The organism is Flavobacterium piscis, from assembly GCF_031457575.1.
Lineage (GTDB): Bacteria > Bacteroidota > Bacteroidia > Flavobacteriales > Flavobacteriaceae > Flavobacterium > Flavobacterium piscis_A.
The window spans coordinates 260,473-280,614 of the sequence record NZ_JAVDWQ010000001.1 but is presented as its reverse complement, the minus strand read 5'-3'; the positions used below and the strand labels follow the sequence as shown (position 1 = coordinate 280,614).

The 20,142-nt window shown below is 33.8% G+C and carries 15 protein-coding genes and 2 tRNA genes; 12 read left to right on the top strand and 5 right to left on the bottom strand.

From position 1 onward, the window contains the following. Nucleotides 1-183 precede the first annotated feature (183 nt). The 4 genes from J2W48_RS01155 (at nucleotide 184) to J2W48_RS01140 (ending at nucleotide 8,520) form a co-directional block, all read left to right on the top strand. A complete protein-coding gene (locus J2W48_RS01155; RefSeq protein WP_310276804.1) occupies nucleotides 184-3,159 on the top strand; it encodes a SusC/RagA family TonB-linked outer membrane protein in 2,976 nt (991 codons plus the stop codon). A gap of 35 nt (nucleotides 3,160-3,194) precedes the next feature. Beyond that, on the top strand, nucleotides 3,195-4,802 hold the full coding sequence (locus tag J2W48_RS01150; protein WP_310276801.1) for a RagB/SusD family nutrient uptake outer membrane protein: 1,608 nt from the start codon (nucleotides 3,195-3,197) through the stop codon (nucleotides 4,800-4,802). 21 nt (nucleotides 4,803-4,823) lie between these two features. Further along, entirely contained in the window at nucleotides 4,824-5,588 is a 765-nt protein-coding gene (locus J2W48_RS01145) for a SusE domain-containing protein (RefSeq protein WP_310276798.1), read from the top strand. A gap of 61 nt (nucleotides 5,589-5,649) precedes the next feature. Continuing rightward, nucleotides 5,650-8,520: an alpha-amylase family glycosyl hydrolase gene (locus tag J2W48_RS01140; RefSeq protein ID WP_310276795.1), complete on the top strand. Its 2,871-nt coding sequence runs from the start codon at nucleotides 5,650-5,652 to the stop codon at nucleotides 8,518-8,520. A gap of 196 nt (nucleotides 8,521-8,716) precedes the next feature. Here J2W48_RS01140 and J2W48_RS01135 read toward each other — a convergent pair whose 3' ends face one another. The 3 genes from J2W48_RS01135 to J2W48_RS01125 are packed head-to-tail and all read right to left on the bottom strand — an operon-like array spanning nucleotide 8,717 to nucleotide 11,117. After that, the gene (locus tag J2W48_RS01135; RefSeq protein WP_310276792.1) at nucleotides 8,717-9,391 is read right to left on the bottom strand and encodes a potassium channel family protein; all 675 of its coding nucleotides are present in this window, start codon (nucleotides 9,389-9,391) and stop codon (nucleotides 8,717-8,719) included. Next, nucleotides 9,388-9,609 carry a DUF6814 family protein gene (locus J2W48_RS01130; RefSeq protein WP_310276789.1) on the bottom strand — a complete coding sequence of 74 codons (222 nt, stop codon included), beginning with the start codon at nucleotides 9,607-9,609 and terminating at the stop codon, nucleotides 9,388-9,390. The genes J2W48_RS01135 and J2W48_RS01130 overlap by 4 nt, the downstream gene beginning before the upstream one ends. An 11-nt stretch (nucleotides 9,610-9,620) precedes the next feature. Continuing rightward, entirely contained in the window at nucleotides 9,621-11,117 is a 1,497-nt protein-coding gene (locus J2W48_RS01125; protein ID WP_310276786.1) for an MFS transporter, read from the bottom strand. 451 nt (nucleotides 11,118-11,568) lie between these two features. Between J2W48_RS01125 and J2W48_RS01120 the strand changes: the two genes are divergently transcribed. Further along, nucleotides 11,569-11,642 (top strand) — tRNA-Asp (locus J2W48_RS01120). A 273-nt stretch (nucleotides 11,643-11,915) separates the two neighbouring features. On the opposite strand, the gene J2W48_RS01115 is transcribed toward J2W48_RS01120, so the two are convergent. Next, nucleotides 11,916-11,988: transfer RNA gene (locus J2W48_RS01115), tRNA-Phe, on the bottom strand. Nucleotides 11,989-12,130: 142 nt separating this feature from the next. Here J2W48_RS01115 and J2W48_RS01110 point away from each other — a divergent pair. From J2W48_RS01110 to J2W48_RS01080, 7 genes are all read left to right on the top strand, one after another. Continuing rightward, entirely contained in the window at nucleotides 12,131-12,865 is a 735-nt protein-coding gene (locus tag J2W48_RS01110) for a type III pantothenate kinase (protein ID WP_310276783.1), read from the top strand. After that, complete coding sequence (gene bamG, locus J2W48_RS01105) at nucleotides 12,858-14,087, top strand: BamG family beta-barrel-assembly machinery protein (RefSeq protein WP_310276779.1); 1,230 nt, start codon at nucleotides 12,858-12,860, stop codon at nucleotides 14,085-14,087. Before J2W48_RS01110 ends, bamG begins: the two co-directional genes overlap by 8 nt. A 52-nt stretch (nucleotides 14,088-14,139) precedes the next feature. After that, the gene (gene lptC, locus J2W48_RS01100) at nucleotides 14,140-14,694 is read left to right on the top strand and encodes an LPS export ABC transporter periplasmic protein LptC (RefSeq protein ID WP_310276776.1); all 555 of its coding nucleotides are present in this window, start codon (nucleotides 14,140-14,142) and stop codon (nucleotides 14,692-14,694) included. A gap of 10 nt (nucleotides 14,695-14,704) precedes the next feature. Beyond that, nucleotides 14,705-14,896: a hypothetical protein gene (locus J2W48_RS01095; RefSeq protein WP_310276773.1), complete on the top strand. Its 192-nt coding sequence runs from the start codon at nucleotides 14,705-14,707 to the stop codon at nucleotides 14,894-14,896. 3 nt (nucleotides 14,897-14,899) lie between these two features. Then, entirely contained in the window at nucleotides 14,900-16,159 is a 1,260-nt protein-coding gene (locus J2W48_RS01090) for a hemolysin family protein (protein WP_310276772.1), read from the top strand. A 109-nt stretch (nucleotides 16,160-16,268) separates the two neighbouring features. Further along, on the top strand, nucleotides 16,269-18,368 hold the full coding sequence (locus tag J2W48_RS01085; protein WP_310276769.1) for a peptidylprolyl isomerase: 2,100 nt from the start codon (nucleotides 16,269-16,271) through the stop codon (nucleotides 18,366-18,368). A 281-nt stretch (nucleotides 18,369-18,649) separates the two neighbouring features. Further along, nucleotides 18,650-19,084, top strand: coding sequence for a hypothetical protein (locus J2W48_RS01080; protein ID WP_310276766.1), 435 nt, complete (start codon nucleotides 18,650-18,652; stop codon nucleotides 19,082-19,084). Between the two features lie 36 nt (nucleotides 19,085-19,120). Here the strand turns inward: J2W48_RS01080 and J2W48_RS01075 are convergent, their stop codons facing one another. After that, nucleotides 19,121-20,041, bottom strand: a complete 921-nt coding sequence (locus tag J2W48_RS01075; RefSeq protein WP_310276763.1) for a GYDIA family GHMP kinase — start codon at nucleotides 20,039-20,041, stop codon at nucleotides 19,121-19,123. Between the last annotated feature and the right edge of the window lie 101 nt (nucleotides 20,042-20,142).

Sequence of the window (20,142 nt, the reverse complement as noted above, 5' to 3'; positions counted from 1 at the left end):
AATGACAATTTTACCCTTAAAAAACCGACATAATATATAAAGTTTTCAACACTACCACGTTTTCGTAACCTAATAAAAAAGGTCTGGTGTTGAGCATGTTAATTAATTCCTAATTTTGAAATTCGAAGTAAAATTAAAAACTTAACTAACAATCAAAAACTCAAACTAATTTAAACAAAAAGTATGAAAACAATTTCGAAAAAGTTGTTATTTTTATTCCTGCTGTTGCCGTTTGCTATGCTTGCTCAAAGCACTTTAAGCGGTACAGTTATCGATAAAGCGACGGGACAGCCAATCCCGGGAGTAAATGTAAATGTACAAGGTGCTCCGGGAGGAACATCGACCGGTTTCGACGGGAATTATCAGTTATCTAATGTAAGAAGCGGAAACAAAATTGTCGTTTCTTTTATTGGATACAAAACAGCTACGGTTGACTACAATGGTCAAAAAACATTAGATATTTCATTAGAGGAAGATACGAATCAACTGAAGGAAGTTGTAGTGCAGGTAGGTTACGGAACTGTTAAGAAAAAAGACGCAACTGGTTCGGTTTCACAAATTTCAGCAAAAGATTTTAATAAGGGAATTAACGTGACTCCTGAAAGTTTAATTAGCGGTCGTATTTCGGGTGTTAATGTAACCGGAGGAGGAGCTCCCGGAGCTAAAGCGGACATTAGAATTCGTGGAGGATCTTCTTTAAATGCTTCAAACGAGCCGTTAATTGTATTAGACGGATTACCTTTAAATAACACTAAGCCAGAAGGTTCAACAAGTATACTCTCTACAATTGATCCTAATGATATTGAGTCTTTTACAGTTCTTAAAGACGCATCTGCCGCTGCAATCTACGGATCCAGAGCAGCAAATGGTGTAATCGTTATTACAACAAAAAAAGGATCAAAAGGCAGGGTAAAAGTTAACTTTAGTTCTCAGGTTGGTATCAATACAGTAGCTAATACAGTTGATGTAATGAGTGCAGATCAATTTCGTGAATTGGTAAATACAAAGGGTACACCGGCTCAACAAGCTTTATTAGGTACTGCAAATACAAACTGGCAAGATGAAATTTTTCATACTGCTTTAACAACTAATAATAATATTTCTGTTAGCGGTTCATTATTTAACAAACTTCCTGTAAGATTATCTGTTGGTAATATTGACAATCCAGGAATCTTAAGAAATACTTCTTTTGAAAGAACTACGACATCAATATCATTAAATCCGGTTTTATTTGACAATCACTTAAAAATCGATATTAGCGGAAATTTATCTTTCGGAAAAAATCAATTTCAGGACGAGGGGGCAGTAATCGGAAGTGCTATCGGATTTGATCCTACACAATCAGTTTATCAGGCAGGGTCTCGTTATGGCGGTTATTTTGAATGGTTAGAGCCAACAGGAAATTTACCATTATTACCCGCAAGAAACCCAGTTGCAAGATTAAACCAAGATGAAAGAAGAGCAACTTCTACCAGAAAATGGGGTAATGTGAGATTAGATTATAAACTTCATTTCCTTGAAGATTTAAGAGCAGTGGTTGAAGCAGGTATTGATCGATTTGACAGTAGCGGATATACAGAAGTAAGTACTCAGAGTGCTTTGGGATTTCAGCCAAAACCTTTTAGCGGCCCGGACTATGTTAATTTAGGGAATTATTCCAGTTATACCGATGCGCTTCAAAATAAAAACTTAAATACCTATTTTAATTATACCAAAGATATAGGAAAAATTAAGGTTGATGCTACAGCAGGTTATAACTACCAATTGTTTCAAAGAGAGAAATATCAATCCGGAGAGACTAGACAGCCTACTCCTAATGAAGATGTTACTACGGAGCCGGATGTTAACTTACAATCGTATTTCGGACGTTTGAATTTAGGATATGACAGCAGATATTTACTAACTCTAAATTACAGAAGAGACGGAACTTCTCGTTTTTCTGAAGAAAACAGATGGGGTAATTTCGCAGGAGGAGCTTTAGCATGGAATGTGTCTGAAGAAGAATTTTTAAAAGACAATGCGACTTTATCAAGTTTGAAACTTAGAGTTGGATACGGAACAACCGGACAGCAGGATATTATGCCTCAATATGATTATTTACGCAGGGTAACTTTAGGAACAATTAACTCTCAATATATTTTTGGTAATACAATCTATACTACAGCAAGACCAGAAGGATATAATGAGAATATCAAATGGGAAGAATTAGCTGAGATGAATGTTGGAGTTGATTATGGATTTTTTAACAATAGAATTACAGGGTCTGTTAACTATTTTGATAAAAAATCAACTGATCTATTAGCAGAAATTGCAGTACCTGATGGAGCCAACATCAGAAATCAGGGCTTCTTTAATATTGGAAGCGTAAGAACAAAAGGTATTGAATTTAGTATTGAGTCTGACATTGTTAAAAATGATAATTTGACATGGAATGTAGCTTTTAATACTACCTATATCGATCAGGAAATTTCTGAATTAGGAATCACAGTTCCAGGCTTTCAGGGATACTTAACAGGAGATAATATTGCTGGTGGAAACGGGAATCAAATCCAAATCAACTCGGTAGGATATGCACCAAATTCATTTTTTGTATACGAGCAATTATACGATGCTAACAAACGACCAATTGCGGGGGCTTATGTGGATAGAAATGCAGATGGAAAAATTGATGCAGGTGACCGTTACAGAGCTGGAAAAACTGCTCCTGATTATACTTTCGGTTTGTTCTCTACTTTAAACTACAAAAAGTTTGATTTTACAATGAACTGGAGAGCAAGTGTAGGAAATAAAATTTTTGACAACGTAAGTTCTAATTTAGGATATTCTGATGCTGGTTTAAGAAGACAGACTGATTTGTCTAACGTGAGTTCAGATTATTTTAATACAGGATTTACTTTTGAAGATAACGGAACACAACGTTATTTGTCTGACTATTTTGTAAAAGATGCTTCTTTTATAAAACTGGATAACGTAACACTTGGATACACTTTTGATAAAACGTTATTAAAAGCAGCTTCTTTAAGATTTACTGCCGGAGTTCAAAATGTTTTAATTCTAACGAAATACAATGGCTTAGATCCTGAGAAATTCAACGGAATTGATAATAATGTTTATCCACGAGCAAGAACATTCTTATTTGGAGTGAATGCGAATTTCTAAGTAGGAAGTGAAACAAAAATTTAAAAATAAACAAAATGAAAATATCATTTAAATATATATCTTATTTTTTCCTATTCGTTTTAGGACTAAGTATGACGTTTACTTCGTGTACGGACGATTTAAACGTAACTCCAAAGGATGATGATGAATTTTTATCTGAAACTTTTTTTCAGGATCCTGCATCATATAAACAAGTATTGGCCAAACTATATGCAGGTTTGTATGTAGGAGGTAACGATGGAGATGGTGCTGCGGATATTGCAGGACTAGGTGGTGACTTTAGCAGTTACTTAAGATTGCTTTTTGTAACACAGGAGTTTTCTACTGACGAAGCAATTATTGCTTGGGCTGATGGTGCTTTACCCACATTGAATACGCAAATGTGGTCGCCGGCCAATGAATTTTTGGAAGGAACTTTTTCCAGGGCGTTTTATCATATTAGTGTAGCTAATGAATTTTTGAGACAAACTACTGATGAGAAATTAACAGCGAGAGGTGTTGATGCTAATTTGAAAGCTGAAATTGCTACGTTTAGAGCTGAGGCCCGTTTTTTGAGAGCTTTTTCATATTATAACCTAATGGATTTGTTTGGGAATGTGCCAATTACTACAGAAAATGATCCAGTGGGTTTCTATTATCCTGAACAAAAAACAAGAGCAGAAGTTTTTGCTTTTGTTGAATCTGAATTAAAAGATCTTGACAATAGTCTTGCGGCTTCAAAAACAAATGAATATGGCAGGGTAGATAAAACAGCGGCTAAGTTTTTATTAGCACAAATTTATTTGAATTCTAAAGTTTACACAGGAGTGGAAAGAAATAATGAAGCAGCAATATTAACAAGTGAAATCATAACCAGTTCAGGATATACTTTCGCAAACGTTCCTTATGGTTACTTATTTTCTGCAGATAATGATAAAAATGGTGCTCAGAGTGAAATTATTTTTCCAATAATAGGAGATGGGAATGCTATCAGGGCTATAGGTGGAGGAATGAGTTTTATAATGCACGCGTCTATTGGAGGCAGTATGGATGCTGCGTCCAGAGGTATGGATGGTGGATGGCAGGGAATCAGAACCCGAAGAGAGTTTGTAAATCTTTTTCCTGACGAAACTGCAACTGCTGATAACAGAGGTACATTTTATACAGCGGGTCAGTCAAAAGACATCAATAATGTAGGAACTTTTACAAACGGTTATGCTGTAACAAAATACATTAATAAAAATGCAGATGGTTCTGCTGCTCAAAGAAATGATATCCCGGACATAGATTTCCCTATGTTCAGATTAACAGATGCTTACTTAATGTATGCTGAAGCAACTGTAAGAGGCGCCTCTTCAGGAAATATTAATACAGCTGTAGGTTATATCAATCAAATCAGAGACAGAGCAAATGCGGCTAATATCACAGCAGCTGATTTAACCCTTAATTTTATTTTGGATGAAAGAGGAAGAGAATTATTTTGGGAATGCCACCGAAGAACCGACTTAATTCGATTTGGGAAGTTTACAGGAAATTCTAAAATCTGGCAGTGGAAAGGCGGATCTATTAATGGAACTTCAACAGAATCCTATAGAGATTTGATGCCAATTCCTGCAAGAAATATTCAGGCCAACCCAACATTAGAACAAAATCCAGGATACTAACTAACCTTAAAAATAATAAAAATGAAAAATATACATAAAATTTTAATCGCATTCATTAGTGTTTTAGCGGTTTCATGTAATGCTGACGATGTAGAAAACAGACCAGTAATTGAAGTGGGAACTGCTCCGGTGTTGTTAACTCCAAAATCTGATTTTAATATCGTTCTTCAAAGTACAAATGCAGATAATCTTGCAACAACTTTTGTTTGGGATGATGCACAATATGAAGGCAGTGCAACTGTTGTTAATTATTCAATTGAAATGGCAGAAGCAGGTACTAACTTCGAGACTCCTTCAGTAGCAGGTACAACAACTGATAAATTTAAAAGTTTTACTGTGGGTGAATTAAATTCTGCAGCATTAGATGCTGGTTTTGCTCCTTTTGTTGAAAGTGAAATTGACGTACGCATCAAATCAACAGTTGGAGGAGTAGGATCACTTCCTCAGGTATCTAATTCATATACAATCAAAGTAACTCCTTATCCGGCCTGGCCAAATTGGGGTATGATTGGTAGTGCAACTGCTGCAACAACAGGCGGAGATGGTTGGGCAGCAGATGTGAATTTAGATTATGATTTAGCTACAAAAAAATATTCAATCACAATTGATTTAGCTGTTGGAGAAATCAAATTTAGATTAGATGATGCCTGGACAACTAACTTTGGTGATGATGGTAATGATTTAACTTTAGATGCCGGAGGTGCAAATATTGCAATTACATCAGCAGGAAATTATACTATTGTGGTTGATTTTACAGCTAAAACATACACAATTAATAAAAATTAGTAATTTTTAATTAATAAAAAAGGCTATCTGCGGATAGCCTTTTTTTATAAAATTTATAATTATGAAAAAAACTATACTATCAATTTTCCTTTTACTGACCGTAATTTCATTTGCACAACAGCAAACAGCAACTTATTCTGTAAATCCATCAACTTTTGAAGAAACTACTGCAGTCACCATCACCATTAATGGAAGCAGTATCAATGAAAGTACCTGGGGAGTTACAGGAAACGCACTGTATCTTTGGGCCTGGGCTTTTGATACAAATGATACTACTCAAAAAGGAACACCTGTAAATGGATCCTGGGAAGCATCTGATGAAGCAAGTAAGTTTACTTACAACTCTGCAACGGATACGTATACCAAAACTATTACACCTACAGCTTATTATAATACAACCGGAATAGGTAAAATAGGATTTTTAGTTAAAGCGAAAAACGGAACTGGTGATAAAAAATCTCAGGATATTCTGGTTGAAGTAGGGTCTTTTCAGGTAAATCTTACTGCTCCTGTTGAAAATAGTGCGACCATTTTAGCCTCTGGATCTAGTTTTAATATTACAGCAACAAATACAAATGGTGTGGCAAATTATGTTTTAAAATCAAATGAAATAACTATAAGTTCCAATGCAGGTATCTCAGGTTATTCATTTAATCATACCAATATTACAGCAAATCAAACATACGAATTATTGGTGACACAAGGAGCGACAACAATCTCTAAAAAGTTTTCTGTTGTAGTAAATCCAAATACGGTTTCTCAGGCTATGCCCACTGGCTTAATTGATGGAATTAATTATAATATAACCGATGCAACAAAAGCTACCTTGGTATTAGATGCGCCATCAAAAGATTTTGTTTACGTTGCCGGCAGTTTCAATAATTGGCAGCCAACATCTGCCTATGCCATGAAAAAGGATCCTGTCTCAGGAAAGTTCTGGTTAGAATTATCGGGCTTGGTTTCAGGAGTGAGTAATACCTATCAGTATTGGGTAGTTGATGCTTCGCCTTTGGTAAATTCTCCATCAATGGTAAAAACAGCAGATCCCTATTCAACATTAGTGTTGTCTCCTTTTGACGATTCAGGAATACCTGCAGTAAATTACCCTAATATGCCCGTTTATCCGGCAGGACAACAATTTGAAGTAACCGTTTTAAAAACCGGACAAACACCATATAACTGGCAGGTGACCAATTTCATAAAACCGGAAAAAGAAAAACTGGTAGTGTATGAAGTGTTGGTTCGTGATTTTAATGCCAATAGAAATTATCAAAGTTTAATTGACAGAATTGATTATTTTAAAAATCTAAAAGTAAATGCCATTCAGTTAATGCCTGTAATGGAATTTGAAGGCAACGAAAGCTGGGGTTATAATACGTCGTTTCATATGGCTTTGGATAAATTTTATGGGACTTCTGATAAATTGAAAGAATTAATCGATTTGTGTCATCAAAACGGAATTGCAGTTATTCTGGATGTAGCTTTGAATCATGCCTTTGGAAGAAATCCTATGGTAAGAATGTGGATGAACGATCCTGATGGAGACGGATTTGGGTCACCAACTACAGAAAATCCTTATTTTAATACTGTTGCAAGGCATAGTTATAATGTTGGCGAAGATTTTAATCATCAATCGGTTAGAACACAGAATTATGTTAAACGTGTAATCAAACATTGGGTTGAAGAATATAAAATTGACGGATTTCGTTGGGATTTGACCAAAGGTTTTACACAAAATTGTACCGCTTCAGATGAAACCTGTACTAACGCTTATAAGCAGGACAGAGTGGATGTTTTGAAATCATATGCAGATTATTCCTGGAATTTAGATCCTACACATTATACTATTTTTGAACATTTAGGTGTCGATTTGGAAGAACAACAATGGGCAAATTACAAAATTGCAGAATCACCGGCTAAAGGAATCATGATGTGGGGTAAAATGACAGATCAATATAACGAATTATCTATGGGATACACCAGTAATATTTCGAGAATGACAAGTTCAAGTCATGGTTTTGCAGCCAATCGTTTAATGGGTTATGCTGAAAGTCATGATGAAGAAAGACTAATGTATAAAAATATCCAATATGGAAATTCTAATAATGCAACACATAATGTAAAAACATTAAATACGGCTTTATCAAGGATGTCTGCTATTGGAGCAGTTTCATTATTGATTCCGGGACCAAAAATGATTTGGCATTTTGGAGAATTAGGTTGGGATTCTTCTATTTTTACTTGTAACAATGGTACCGTAAACGATGCTTCGGGAACTATTGCCGGAGATTGTAAATTAGATACAAAACCACAGCCACAATGGACAGGAAATTGGATGGGAAATTCTGCCCGTAGCAAAATTTATAACGATTGGTCAAAAATGATAACTATGAAAATTGCGGAACCGGTTTTTTCAGGAACTGTTTCAATGGCTAATACAAGTTCGTTGTATCCAAACATTAAAATTACAAATGCAGGTCAGGCAGCCAATCAACTTAAAGATGTATTGATTGTAGCGAATTTTAATGTAACCACACAAAACGTAGCAACTGGTTTTTCATATCCTGGAACCTGGTATAATTTGATGGACAATACCACAATAAATGTTACAGATGTTAATGCTGTGATGAGTATACCAGCTGGAGAATATAGAATCTACGGAAATAAACAAGCAAGTTTGGCTATTGCAGATTTCGAAAAAGGGAATAAAGTCAGTTTATATCCAAATCCTGTATCCGATTATTTTACATTAAATATAGCGGTAGATAAAGTTGAGGTTTATTCCATTTCCGGGCAAATAGTGAAAAGCTTTATTGCTAACGGGAATATGGATTTTCAGTTTGGCGTGAGCGATTTAAAAACAGGCTTATACATAATAAAAGCTTTTGATGATAATGACAAAATTCAAGTCCTGAAATTCATTAAGGAATAGATTTCACAGATTTGAATATTTTGGTTGGCTAGTAATGCAAAAGGGCGGTCTAAAACAGACAGCCCTTTTGTTTTATAATTATCATGTGTCTTGGAACAGTTGTATAAATTACAACAGAGTCTTAATCGCAGCATCAAACTAAGTTGAGAAAAAGATGTGCTCCTAAAAAATAACAGAACACCAATTATCTAACCTATTATGAGCTATTCTGATTTTTATTGTCGACAACAAACCACGAAGCGACGTATGCGGTAAATGTTCCAAAAAGTCCAACGCCAGCTGTCATTAAAATTGATGCAATTATGCGTCCTTCAGTCGTTACAGGATATTTGTCTCCGTAACCAACAGTTGTAATTGTAACGTAAGCCCACCAGATTGCATCTTCAGCTGTTTTAATATTACTATTTGCATCTTTTTCAACTTGTAAGATTGCGATAGCAGAAAAAATTACTAATAAGATTGCTATAACAGAAACTGAAGTTAATGCGCCTTTAGCCTTATTTGCAAAAATATGATTTACCAAATGTTTTGTTGAACGAAAAGCTCTAACAATACGGAGCAATCTTATTAAGCGTAATAATCTTCCGGCACGTAAATAATCAATCATTGGAATGCATGAAATTAAATCAATCCATCCCCAATGTAAAAATTTCAATTTGCTTTCTGCTTTATAAAAACGAATACAAAATTCTACAAAGAAAAAAGCACATATCGAATTGTCAATATAATTTAAAAGAGTTGAAGTTTCCGAATCTAATATGATTACAGAATCAACAATAAGTGAACCTAAAACATAAATTGATAAAATTATTACTAAGAGATTCAAAATTCCAAGTTTGTTTTCTGAATTTCCAATTCTTATTTCTGTCATTCTTTATCATATTCTCCCATTAAAGCAAAATATCCAAACGTCCCCAATCCCAAAACAATTAATGGAGTAAGGATAAATAGAATGATGATTCCAAACACCAAATCCTCCTGTTGGTCTGATAAAAATTTAGGCAAACCAAATTCGAAAATACAAAAATAAGCTGCGGCAATTGCCAATACAATCCACAGAATTCCTAAAAGTTTTTTTATTAGATTCATTTTTCAGCAGATTAAAGGTGAGAGTTTTTATTTTTATTATCGATATAAATCATTCCAATTACAAAACAAACCGAAGCAATTATGATTGGATACCAAAGGCCATCCAGATAAAAATCGGTTTTGCCTGAATTTTTGGCATGAGTTACAAAGTAAGTCGAAATCGCAGGAAGCAAACCTCCAAAAATTCCGTTTCCTACATGGTAAGGTAATGACATAGAAGTGTATCTGATTTTTACCGGAAACATTTCAACCAAAAAGGCTGCAATTGGTCCATAAACCATTGTAACAAACAGAACCTGAACAAACACAAGGAAAACTAAAGTCCATTTATCATGTGAATTGATCGTAATAGAAGTGCTGACCTGAGCCTCTTTCTTAGTTGCAAAATGGGTCTTTTTTTCTATTAAAACAGTTCCGTCGGTAAACTCTTTATGTGTAGTATAAACAGAATCTTTCGCTGCCGTTAATTCTATTGAAGTTTTTGCTTTTTCTGTTATTTCAGTTTTCAATGTCACATCAGTTGTTGTGTACATTGCCTTATAAATTGGCCGATAAAGTAAAATGGCAAGCAGCATTCCACCCATCATAATGTATTTACGCCCAATTTTATCACTCAACCATCCAAACAGAATAAAAAATGGAGTCCCTATTAAAAGGGCAATTCCCAATAAGCTGTCAACTTGTGAGGAGTCAATACTCATTACGGTTTTCATGAAACTCATAGCGTAAAATTGCCCTGTATACCATACAACTCCCTGACCCATAGTAGCGCCAAATAAAGCAAGTAATACAAATTTTAAGTTGTAACGATTGCCAAAACTTTCTTTTAATGGGTTAGTACTGGTAGTTCCCTCTTTTTTTGCTTTTGCAAATTCAGGAGATTCATCCATGTTTTTTCGAATGAGATAAGAAACGCCTACCATAACAATAGAAACCCAAAACGGGACACGCCATCCCCAGGTGTCAAAATCCTCAGCCGAAAGAACATTTTTAGTAGCTAAAATCACCATTAAGGAAATAAATAAACCAACAGTTGCAGTAGTTTGAATCCAGGAAGTCCAGTATCCGCGTTGCCCAACGGGAGAATGTTCGGCAACATAGGTTGCGGCACCACCGTATTCTCCGCCAAGAGCAAGTCCCTGTAATAGTCTTAAAATCAAAACCAATAAAGGAGCCATAAAGCCTATCGTTTCATAACTTGGAATACATCCTATCAAAAAAGTAGAGCCACCCATTAATAATAAGGTAGCCATAAAAGTGTATTTACGACCAATGATATCGCCAAGTCTTCCAAAAAATAAAGCGCCAAAAGGACGAACAACAAATCCGGCAGCAAAAGTGGCCAAAGTTGATAAAAAAGCTGCAGTAGGATTATCGCTTGGAAAGAATTTGGTTGAAATTACAACGGCTAAACTTCCAAAGATATAGAAATCATACCATTCAATCATAGTTCCCATTGATGAGGCAGAAATTACTTTCCAAATGCCTTTTGTAGATGTATTACTCATAAACTTACGAATGTGTCATTGATAATAAACAATTGTCAAAAATATTTTTTCACGAATATAAAAGATATTTGCTTATTCAATTGATACTTTTTTAACAAATAACAATTATTTGTTCACAATTTGTTTTTATATTGTTATGATGAGTTATGTAAGGCTTTTTTGATTTGAACTATATATGATATAAGTTCATTTAACTTATAGAAAAGCAAATTTTAAATTCCAATTATTGGGGAAACATTTTTTTAGCATAAGTTCATTTAATAAGAGTGAATATAAGGACACTTATCTGTTCTTACTATTACTTATATAGTGGAAAAATAACTTTTTGTTTTTTCCTACTTCAATAGAAACCAATCGATTAAAAAAATAACGATTTTATTTGCTTAAAAAGCACAAAAAACCTTGTAGAATCAAAGTTCTGTTGTATTTTTGCGGTCACAATAACGCAGTGGGTTTGGTAGTTCAGTTGGTTAGAATACATGCCTGTCACGCATGGGGTCGCGGGTTCGAGTCCCGTCCAGACCGCAATATTGGGAGAAGCCTTTCTTAACGGAAAGGCTTTTTTTATTGTTTTCAGATTTATGGAGATTGATGATCCGTGATATGAAGATATACTTGATGTCGGACCTCAGTTTAGAGGAGCAAAAAGTATAGGATTTCTTCTTATTCAGATTATCTAATCTTTTTGCCTAATTCGTATTGATCCCTAATTCTTAACTTTTGCATCTGATCCCATTTTAGGATCTGATAAAAAAGGGTTATAAAACAAAAAACCCGCTAATAAATTAGTGGGTTTTGTGGTACCTCCAGGGATCGAACCAGGGACACATGGATTTTCAGTCCATTGCTCTACCATCTGAGCTAAGGTACCGTGCTTATTAATTCACTTTGTTTCTATTTTCATAGTGTGGGTGAACGTGTTTGCGGGTGCAAATATAGAACGATTTTTAGTTTATCCAAAACATTTTTTAAAAAAAATCAATTCGTACCTTCGCATTGGTAAATAAAAAAATATGGTGGTAACAGTTGATGTTGGTAATACTCGAATTAAAGCAGCTGTCTTTGAGGGAAGTACTGTTTTGGAAAATTTTGTTTTTGAGAAAAACGAACTCGAAAAAAAGATTGAAAATATTTTAAAAAAATTTCAAAACTGCACCGATTTAGTCGTGGCATCGGTTGGAAACGTCGAAAAACAATCTTTTTTGGCTTTCGAAAAGCTGCTGAATGTTCATTTTTTGACACATGAAGATCATTTTCCCTTCATCAATAAATATGCAACACCAAAAACATTAGGGATTGACAGGATGGTTCTGGCTGCAGGAGCAACTTTGCAGTTCCCAAACAAAAACAGACTGGTTATTGATGCGGGAACTTGTATAACCTACGATTTTATCGACGAATTTGACAATTATTTGGGAGGTGCAATTTCTCCGGGTTTGCGATTGCGTTATGAAGCACTGCATAATTATACAGCCAGACTGCCTTTGCTTAATTTGGAAATGCCGGAGTCTTATATAGGAAGCTCTACCGCACAGGCAATACATTCAGGAGTAGTTAATGGATTCGTCTATGAGATTGACGGTTTTATCGATGAATATCAGGCAAATTTTTCAAATTTTATAATAATTTTAACGGGCGGAGATGCAGATTTTTTGGCTAAACGATTAAAAAATACCATATTTGCCAATTCAAATTTCTTGCTTGAGAGTTTGAACCAAACATTTCAATATAAAATCGACAATGATTAAAAAAATTATAATAAGCACATGTTTGCTTATCTCGTTCGTTTCATTTGCTCAGCAAGGTACCGCTTCTCCTTATTCATTTTATGGGATTGGCGATATGAAGTTTAAAGGTACTCTTGAAAACAGATCTATGGGAGGCGTTTCTGTTGAACAGGATAGTATTCATATGAATGTCGAAAACCCATCAAGTTATGCTAATCTAAGACAAACAACTTTTACTATTGGAGGTACTTATGGAACATCCAAACTAAAAACAGATACTCAGACTGCCAGCACTTCAAGATCAACTTTTGATTATTTGCTTTTAGGGATACCAATGGGGAAATTTGGTGCCGGATTCGGATTAATTCCGGTTTCTTCAGTGGGATATAAAATCCGAAATGATAATACAGGTACTCCCGGAGCTACTAGCAGTCAATTTGAAGGTAAAGGCGGGGTAAATAAAGTTTTTCTTGGTTTGGGATATAAATTAAAGCCAAACTGGAATGTAGGTGCCGATATTCAGTATAATTTCGGAAAAATCGAAACAACAAGTATAGAGGCTATTACAGGAGTTGCTTCCAGTACGAGGGAAATTAATACTTCCAGGCTTTCTGGTGTTAATTTTAATATAGGAACAATGTATCAGACAAAAGTTAAGGAAAATTTAAATTTGTATACAAGTTTAAATTACACTTTTGGCAGTACCTTAAAATCAGACAGCGAAAGAGTCATACAAGTGGATACAAATCCGGAACCTCCATTTGCGGACTCGGATAAATTAAATTTAAAATTACCTAACAGATTAACAATTGGTGCAGGTGTCGGTGAAGCAAGAAAATGGTTATTAGGAACTACAATAGCTTTTCAGGGAAGTGGTAATTTTAATAATTATTACAATACAAATGAAGATGTGCGTTATGAGAACTATGCAAAATATGCTGTTGGAGGATATTATATTCCAAACTACACCTCTTTTGCCAGTTATTTTAGCAGGGTTACCTATAGAGCGGGATTGAAATATGAAAAAATTGGTTTAGTAGTTAATAATGAGTCAATAAATGATATTGGAATGTCTTTGGGCGCCGGATTTCCAATTACGGGATCTTTTTCGAATGTTAACTTTGGAATTGAATTTGGAAAAAAGGGAACAGTATCTTCCAATTTAATTCAGGAGAATTACTTTAACTTTAGTCTTGGTTTTTCTTTTAATGATAAATGGTTCGTGAAAAGTAAATTCAACTAAGACATCAGCTTTATGTTTTTTTAAGCTCAATACAATTTACTACATTTGGCAAATGAATTTACCAAAAAAACATACTATTATAACCGCTGTCACAGTTCTTGCTGTGACACTGTTTTTTGGATGCGAAAGTAATTTTAAAGAAGTTCAGAAAATTAATTTTTCAGAATTTATTCCAGCCAGTGATGCAGATACGGTTAATATAAAATACACAGATTCAGGGCGTATTACTGGTGTGCTTAAAAGCCGTAAAATGTTGGATTATTCTAATGTTGAATTTCCTTTTACTGAATTTCCTAAAGGAATAGATGTGACATTATATGATAAAAAACTAAAGCGTACTTTTATAAAATCAAAGTATGCTGTGTCCTATAAACAAACAGGAATAATTGATTTGCAGGGAAAAGTAAAAATCACTTCAGAAACAGGACAGATGCTTGAAACAGAACAATTATACTTTGATCAGAAAAACGAATGGTTTTACACAGAGAGGAAATTTAAGCTGACAGATGCAAAAGGCGTTTCTAACGGACAGGGTATTGATTTTAGCAAAGATTTCAAAATAATAAATTCACAACGAATAACCGGCGAAATTGAAGCCGACGAATAAAAATATAATTATGGGCTATTTAAAATACACACAATACGTTTATTTAGTATTTGCAGTTTACTTTATCTATGACGGAATAATAAAACTAAATGCAGATAATGATGCATTCTGGCTGAGTTTTGCAATTGCTGTAATGGCAATTTTTATGTTTTTCTTTAGAAGAAAATTTGCCAGGAAATTTGATGACAACAAAAAAAAGTAAAAAATGGAAATTAGTATTATAATACTATGTTTAATACTATCAGCCTTTTTTTCAGGAATGGAAATCGCCTTTGTTTCTTCAAACAAGATTTATCTTGAAATTGAAAAGAAACAGGATAATTTTATTTCCGGAATATTGACCAGACTTACCGAAAAGCCCTCAAAGTTTATAGCCGCAATGCTCATTGGAAACAATGTTACACTGGTGATTTACGCTTTTTTTATGGGCGATTTGATTTTAAAATATAGTGTTGATCTTGGATTTGAATTTTCTGATTTCACCACACTATTGGTTCAAATCATAATTTCTGCATTTGTAATTTTATTAACGGCAGAATTTTTTCCCAAAATTTTTTTTCAAATTTATGCCAATTCGTTAATCAGAATATTTGCCATTCCGGCCTATTTGTTCTATCGGCTGTTCTATTATATTTCTACCTTTTTTATCTGGATTTCAGATTTTATTTTAAAGAAATTTTTTAAAATAGATGGAGATGAAGTTCAATTGTACTTTAGCAAAATTGAGCTCGGAAATTATATTATAGAACAAATGAGTTCAGTTGAGGATAATGAAGAAGTCGATTCTGAAATTCAGATTTTTCAGAATGCTTTAGAGTTTTCAGGTGTAAAAGCGCGTGATATTATGACTCCGCGAACAGAAATTGTAGCAATAGATTTGTTTGACACTGTTACAGATCTAAAAGCATTATTTATTGACACGGGATATTCTAAAATTGTCGTGAGCCAAAATTCCCTGGATGATATTGTAGGCTATGTACATTCTTTTGATCTCTTTAAAAAACCAAAAACCATAAAATCAGTTTTGATGGCAGTAGAATTTGTGCCGGAAACAATTTTAATAAAAGATGCGTTAAGTGTACTTATTAAAAACCGAAAAAATGTAGCTGTGGTTTTGGATGAATACGGTGGAACTTCCGGTATAATTACAATTGAAGATATCGTAGAAGAGCTTTTTGGTGAAATTGAAGATGAACACGATTTAGATGAAGAATTAATTGAACAGGAATTGGGGGATAAAGCGTATCTTTTTTCAGCCAGATTAGACGTTGCTTATTTAAATGAAACGTATAAATTAGAAATCCCTGAAGAGGATTCTTATGGAACTTTAGGAGGTTTTATAGTTGATTTCACAAAAGATATTCCTCAAAAAGGCGAAAAAATACTCATTGGAAACTATCATTTTTTGATAGAGGAATGCTCAAACAAAAAAATCGATTTAGTGAAAATGACGATAAAAGAATGATTTTTTTTCACTAATTAAAAAAATTGCGCAAAATAAAAGGCTAGTTGTATTGTTATTAACTAGATAATTGTATTTTCGCAAACTGAATATAAAATTAACAACAATAGAAATGGCAGTTTTAGCAAAAATTAGACAGCGTTCCGCTTTATTAATAGGAGTTATTGCACTTGCATTATTTGCATTTATAATACAGGATCTTTTTAGTAGCGGTACTTTTAGTCAAAGTTCAAAAGATGTGGGAAGCATCGATGGAAAAGATATTTCATTTGAAGACTTTAGGGTTAAAGTTAGTAATGTTGAAAAAAGCGGACAAGGGATTACTTCCACGCAAGCTGCAAACAGAGTTTGGGACCAGGAGGTTTCAATTGCTTTATTGTCAGCTCAGTTTGACAAATTAGGATTAAGAGTTGGTGAAAAACACCTTCTGGAAGTTTTAAAAACAGATCCAAATATTGGGCAAAATCCAATGTTTATGAATGCAGCCGGTATTTTTGATCTTATAAAATTCAAAGAATATTTTAAAGCAAATCCTGAAGCAGCCCAGTTCATTACTGAAAAAGAGAAAGATGCAGCATTAAATGCAAAATTTCAAATTTACAACACATTAGTAAAATCAGGCCTTTACACTACAATAAGCGAAGGGAAACTGAAATATGAAATGGAAGCCAACAAAGTGAATTTTGCTTATGCAGGAGCTTTATATTCTTCTATTAAAGACAGTGAGGTAAAAATTTCTGATTCTGAGATTGTGGATTACATGAAGAAAAACGAGAAAAAATTTAAAGCAGATGCAACTCGTGAAATCCAGTATGTTTTAGTAGAAGACAAACCTTCAAAAGAAGATGATGCTGAAATAAAATCTAAAATTACAGCTTTATTAAAAGGAAGTGTTGTTTATAATGCTAAAACCGGTAAAAACGATACAGTAGCTGGTTTCAGAAACACAAAAAATATAGCTGAATTTGTAAACTCGAATTCAGATGTTCCTTACGATTCAAGTTATGTTGCTAAAAATAACCTGCCGGCAGTTGATGCGGATAAATTATTCAGTTTAGCTCCGGGTGAAATTTATGGCCCTTATGTATTTGGAAAATACTACTGTATTTCAAAATCGCAAGGTTTTAAATCGGGAGTAAATGCAAAAGCAAGTCATATTTTGATTGGATATGAAGGTTCTCAAACTCCAAATACCAAAGAAAAAAGGACAAAAGAAGATGCAAAAGCAAAAGCTGAAGAAATTTTAGCTCAGGTAAATGCAAATCCGGATAGCTTTATGATGTTGGCTTTTACAGCATCAGATGATTCATCTGCGCAACAAGGTGGTGATTTAGGATATTTTGGACCAAACCAAATGGTAAAACCATTTAATGATTTTGTATTCAGTAATCCAATTGGAAAAGTTGGATTAGTAGAGACTCAATTCGGTTTCCACATTATTAAAGTTACTGATAAACAAGACGGAATCCGTTTAGCTACAATTGCTCAAAAAATCGAGCCTTCTGAAGCTACTTCTGATAAAGTATTTACATTGGCAACTAAATTTGAAATGGATGCTGCTGATAAAGATTTCAATGCTACAGCAAAACAACTAGGCTTAAAAGTTGCTGCTCCGGTAAGTGCTAAAGCTATGGATGAGACATTTGGACCATTAGGAAACCAACGTAGCATTGTAAGATGGGCATTTGATAGGGAAACTAATAAAGGTGATGTAAAACGTTTTGAAATTGCAAATGTTGGTCACGTTATTGCTCAATATAAAAGCGAAAATAAATCTGGTTTGATTTCTGTTGCCCTGGCGAGACCTTACGTTGAGCCAATCTTGAAAAACCTGAAAAAAGCGGAAATATTAAAAGCTAAAATGACTGGTTCAAACCTTGATGCTATTGCAAAAAGCGTTGGAGTGAAAGTACAACAAGCAACAAATGTTACTTTGGACAATCCGGTTTTACCAGGTGGAGTAGGACAAGAGCCAAAAGTTGTTGGTAATGCATTCGCTTTAACTGCAAATAAAGTTTCAGCCCCAATTGAAGGAAATACGGGAGTTTATGTTGTGAAAAACATCAGTACTGTAAAAGCTCCTGCCCTTGCTAATCATGCAGAATACGTGTCTAAGGTTAAGGCTCAAAGTGCTTCTGATGCCAACAGAATTTTGCCAGCCTTGAAAAATAATGCTAAAATTGAAGATAACAGATTACAATTTAACTACTAATTAATTTTTAGAAAGTAAATTAAAAAGAGAAACCCCGAAAGATTCAGATGAATCTTTCGGGGTTTCTCTTTTTTGATGATAAACTTAAGGATTATTTTTTCTTTAATATATAGGAATAATAGAAATATAATTTCAAAAATTTGTGATATTCAAAATATTACATTTTATTTGTTGGGATTTTTTCTTTAAATAAAGTAAAATTGTTTTAGAAATACTAATTAAAAATAACAGAAGAATGATGAAAAAATACTTTAATAATCAGATATTTAATATTTTTTTTTATGTTTAGGTTGTTGAGAAAAAAGCCTAAAGTGTATTCCAAAATTGAAAATCACATTTATGGAATAATAACTGAACTTTTAAAAGTTAGCAGTACTGATATTAATGTTGATGAATTGGGAGGTAAATATTATTTAAGTAATGAAGAGCAGCATTTTAAAGTTACAGTTTTAAGTAACGATTATGTGATCAGGCTAACCAATACACGGGATTCTGTTGCTGAAAAATATGATAAGGTTTTTGTTGAAGATGTTTTAAAAGCGGTAAAAGAAGAAAAACATCGCAGAATGGAACTGGTATATGATTCTATTACCAATAGTATAGAAAAAATGGCTGAACGTTTGCATAATACTCTTATCGAATCTAATGAGCTGGTGATTCAAAAGGTTCGTCAGCTTGAAACAAAACAGACTAAGGATAAAAAAGTAAATTACTAATTCAATTTTATAGTAATTGAATATAGATAGAGATAGTTATTTCTGTAATATCATTTCATCATAAGGAAGAATAGTTTCGTATCCTTTTGAAATAAAGTACGCTGTAGGATTTTCTTTTGATATTACCATTACAAAATCACCTCCCCAGGCACCAAGACTCTTAATAACTCCATTAAAATCCGGAAAAACCATTTCTTTTATGGTTTGTAGTTCCAGTATATCGCTCAAATGTATCTCGTGATTTTGTAATGTATGGGCAAACTCTTTTAGCGTTTTTGCTTTAATAACTGCGTCAGTAATTTTATTATTTTCGGTTACGTTTTTAGCTAAACGATTATTTTTATTATTGTAGTAAGCATTTATGGCTATTTTGCTGCTTTGCTTTTTATTAAGATAAACAAAATAGAGTTGGTGCGTAAAATCAGGATTAAAGCTTATTTGTTCAACAACAGGTAGATTGTTTTCTAACCGATAAATAATTGGAGTATCATTTTGTGCACAGGCAATATCGTAGCCACTGCCTCCAAAACTGTTTTTAAGTAATGTAAAAGCATCAATTCCGGTCCATTGAGCGATATTGTTCAATAAAGTTGAGGAGGTCCCCAGTCCCCAATTCTTAGGAAATGTAAGATGAGTGCTGATTTTGTATCCATCTGAATTATTTATAAAATCAGGATTTAAGAGATAGGCTTCATGTAAAATATTGATTAATGTTGACTTTACAGTTTCAATATTTGGTTTATTATTATCAATTATTTCCACGAAGGAAATAGTGTCTTCAAACCAAATTTTTTCATCAATATTGTAGCTTTTCCAGATGATTTCCTTATTCAAACTATTTTCTACAATCAGGTTCTGACCAAATTTTGTGGGCAGGGCAAAAGCTCTGGCGCCATCTAAAACTAGATACTCACCTGTAATTAAGAGTTTTCCGTTACTGTAAAAGGTTGTTTGCATACGTATATTTTTAGCCCCGATGGGAATGGCATCCTTTTATAGTGGTTCCGATAGCTATCGGGAACATAAAAGATACAATGTACAGCGGGATCAGCTTCTGA

What these genes read in the sequence shown, in the direction of transcription:
- J2W48_RS01095 (WP_310276773.1), top strand. Translation starts at nt 14,705, where the DNA reads ATGGGCTATTTAAAATACACACAATACGTTTATTTAGTATTTGCAGTT.
- bamG (WP_310276779.1), top strand. Translation starts at nt 12,858, where the DNA reads ATGATTAAAAAAATTATAATAAGCACATGTTTGCTTATCTCGTTCGTT.
- lptC (WP_310276776.1), top strand. Translation starts at nt 14,140, where the DNA reads ATGAATTTACCAAAAAAACATACTATTATAACCGCTGTCACAGTTCTT.
- J2W48_RS01145 (WP_310276798.1), top strand. Translation starts at nt 4,824, where the DNA reads ATGAAAAATATACATAAAATTTTAATCGCATTCATTAGTGTTTTAGCG.
- J2W48_RS01125 (WP_310276786.1), bottom strand. Translation starts at nt 11,117, where the DNA reads ATGAGTAATACATCTACAAAAGGCATTTGGAAAGTAATTTCTGCCTCA.
- J2W48_RS01130 (WP_310276789.1), bottom strand. Translation starts at nt 9,609, where the DNA reads ATGAATCTAATAAAAAAACTTTTAGGAATTCTGTGGATTGTATTGGCA.
- J2W48_RS01090 (WP_310276772.1), top strand. Translation starts at nt 14,900, where the DNA reads ATGGAAATTAGTATTATAATACTATGTTTAATACTATCAGCCTTTTTT.
- J2W48_RS01140 (WP_310276795.1), top strand. Translation starts at nt 5,650, where the DNA reads ATGAAAAAAACTATACTATCAATTTTCCTTTTACTGACCGTAATTTCA.
- J2W48_RS01150 (WP_310276801.1), top strand. Translation starts at nt 3,195, where the DNA reads ATGAAAATATCATTTAAATATATATCTTATTTTTTCCTATTCGTTTTA.
- J2W48_RS01110 (WP_310276783.1), top strand. Translation starts at nt 12,131, where the DNA reads ATGGTGGTAACAGTTGATGTTGGTAATACTCGAATTAAAGCAGCTGTC.
- J2W48_RS01085 (WP_310276769.1), top strand. Translation starts at nt 16,269, where the DNA reads ATGGCAGTTTTAGCAAAAATTAGACAGCGTTCCGCTTTATTAATAGGA.
- J2W48_RS01155 (WP_310276804.1), top strand. Translation starts at nt 184, where the DNA reads ATGAAAACAATTTCGAAAAAGTTGTTATTTTTATTCCTGCTGTTGCCG.
- J2W48_RS01135 (WP_310276792.1), bottom strand. Translation starts at nt 9,391, where the DNA reads ATGACAGAAATAAGAATTGGAAATTCAGAAAACAAACTTGGAATTTTG.
- J2W48_RS01075 (WP_310276763.1), bottom strand. Translation starts at nt 20,041, where the DNA reads ATGCAAACAACCTTTTACAGTAACGGAAAACTCTTAATTACAGGTGAG.
- J2W48_RS01080 (WP_310276766.1), top strand. Translation starts at nt 18,650, where the DNA reads ATGTTTAGGTTGTTGAGAAAAAAGCCTAAAGTGTATTCCAAAATTGAA.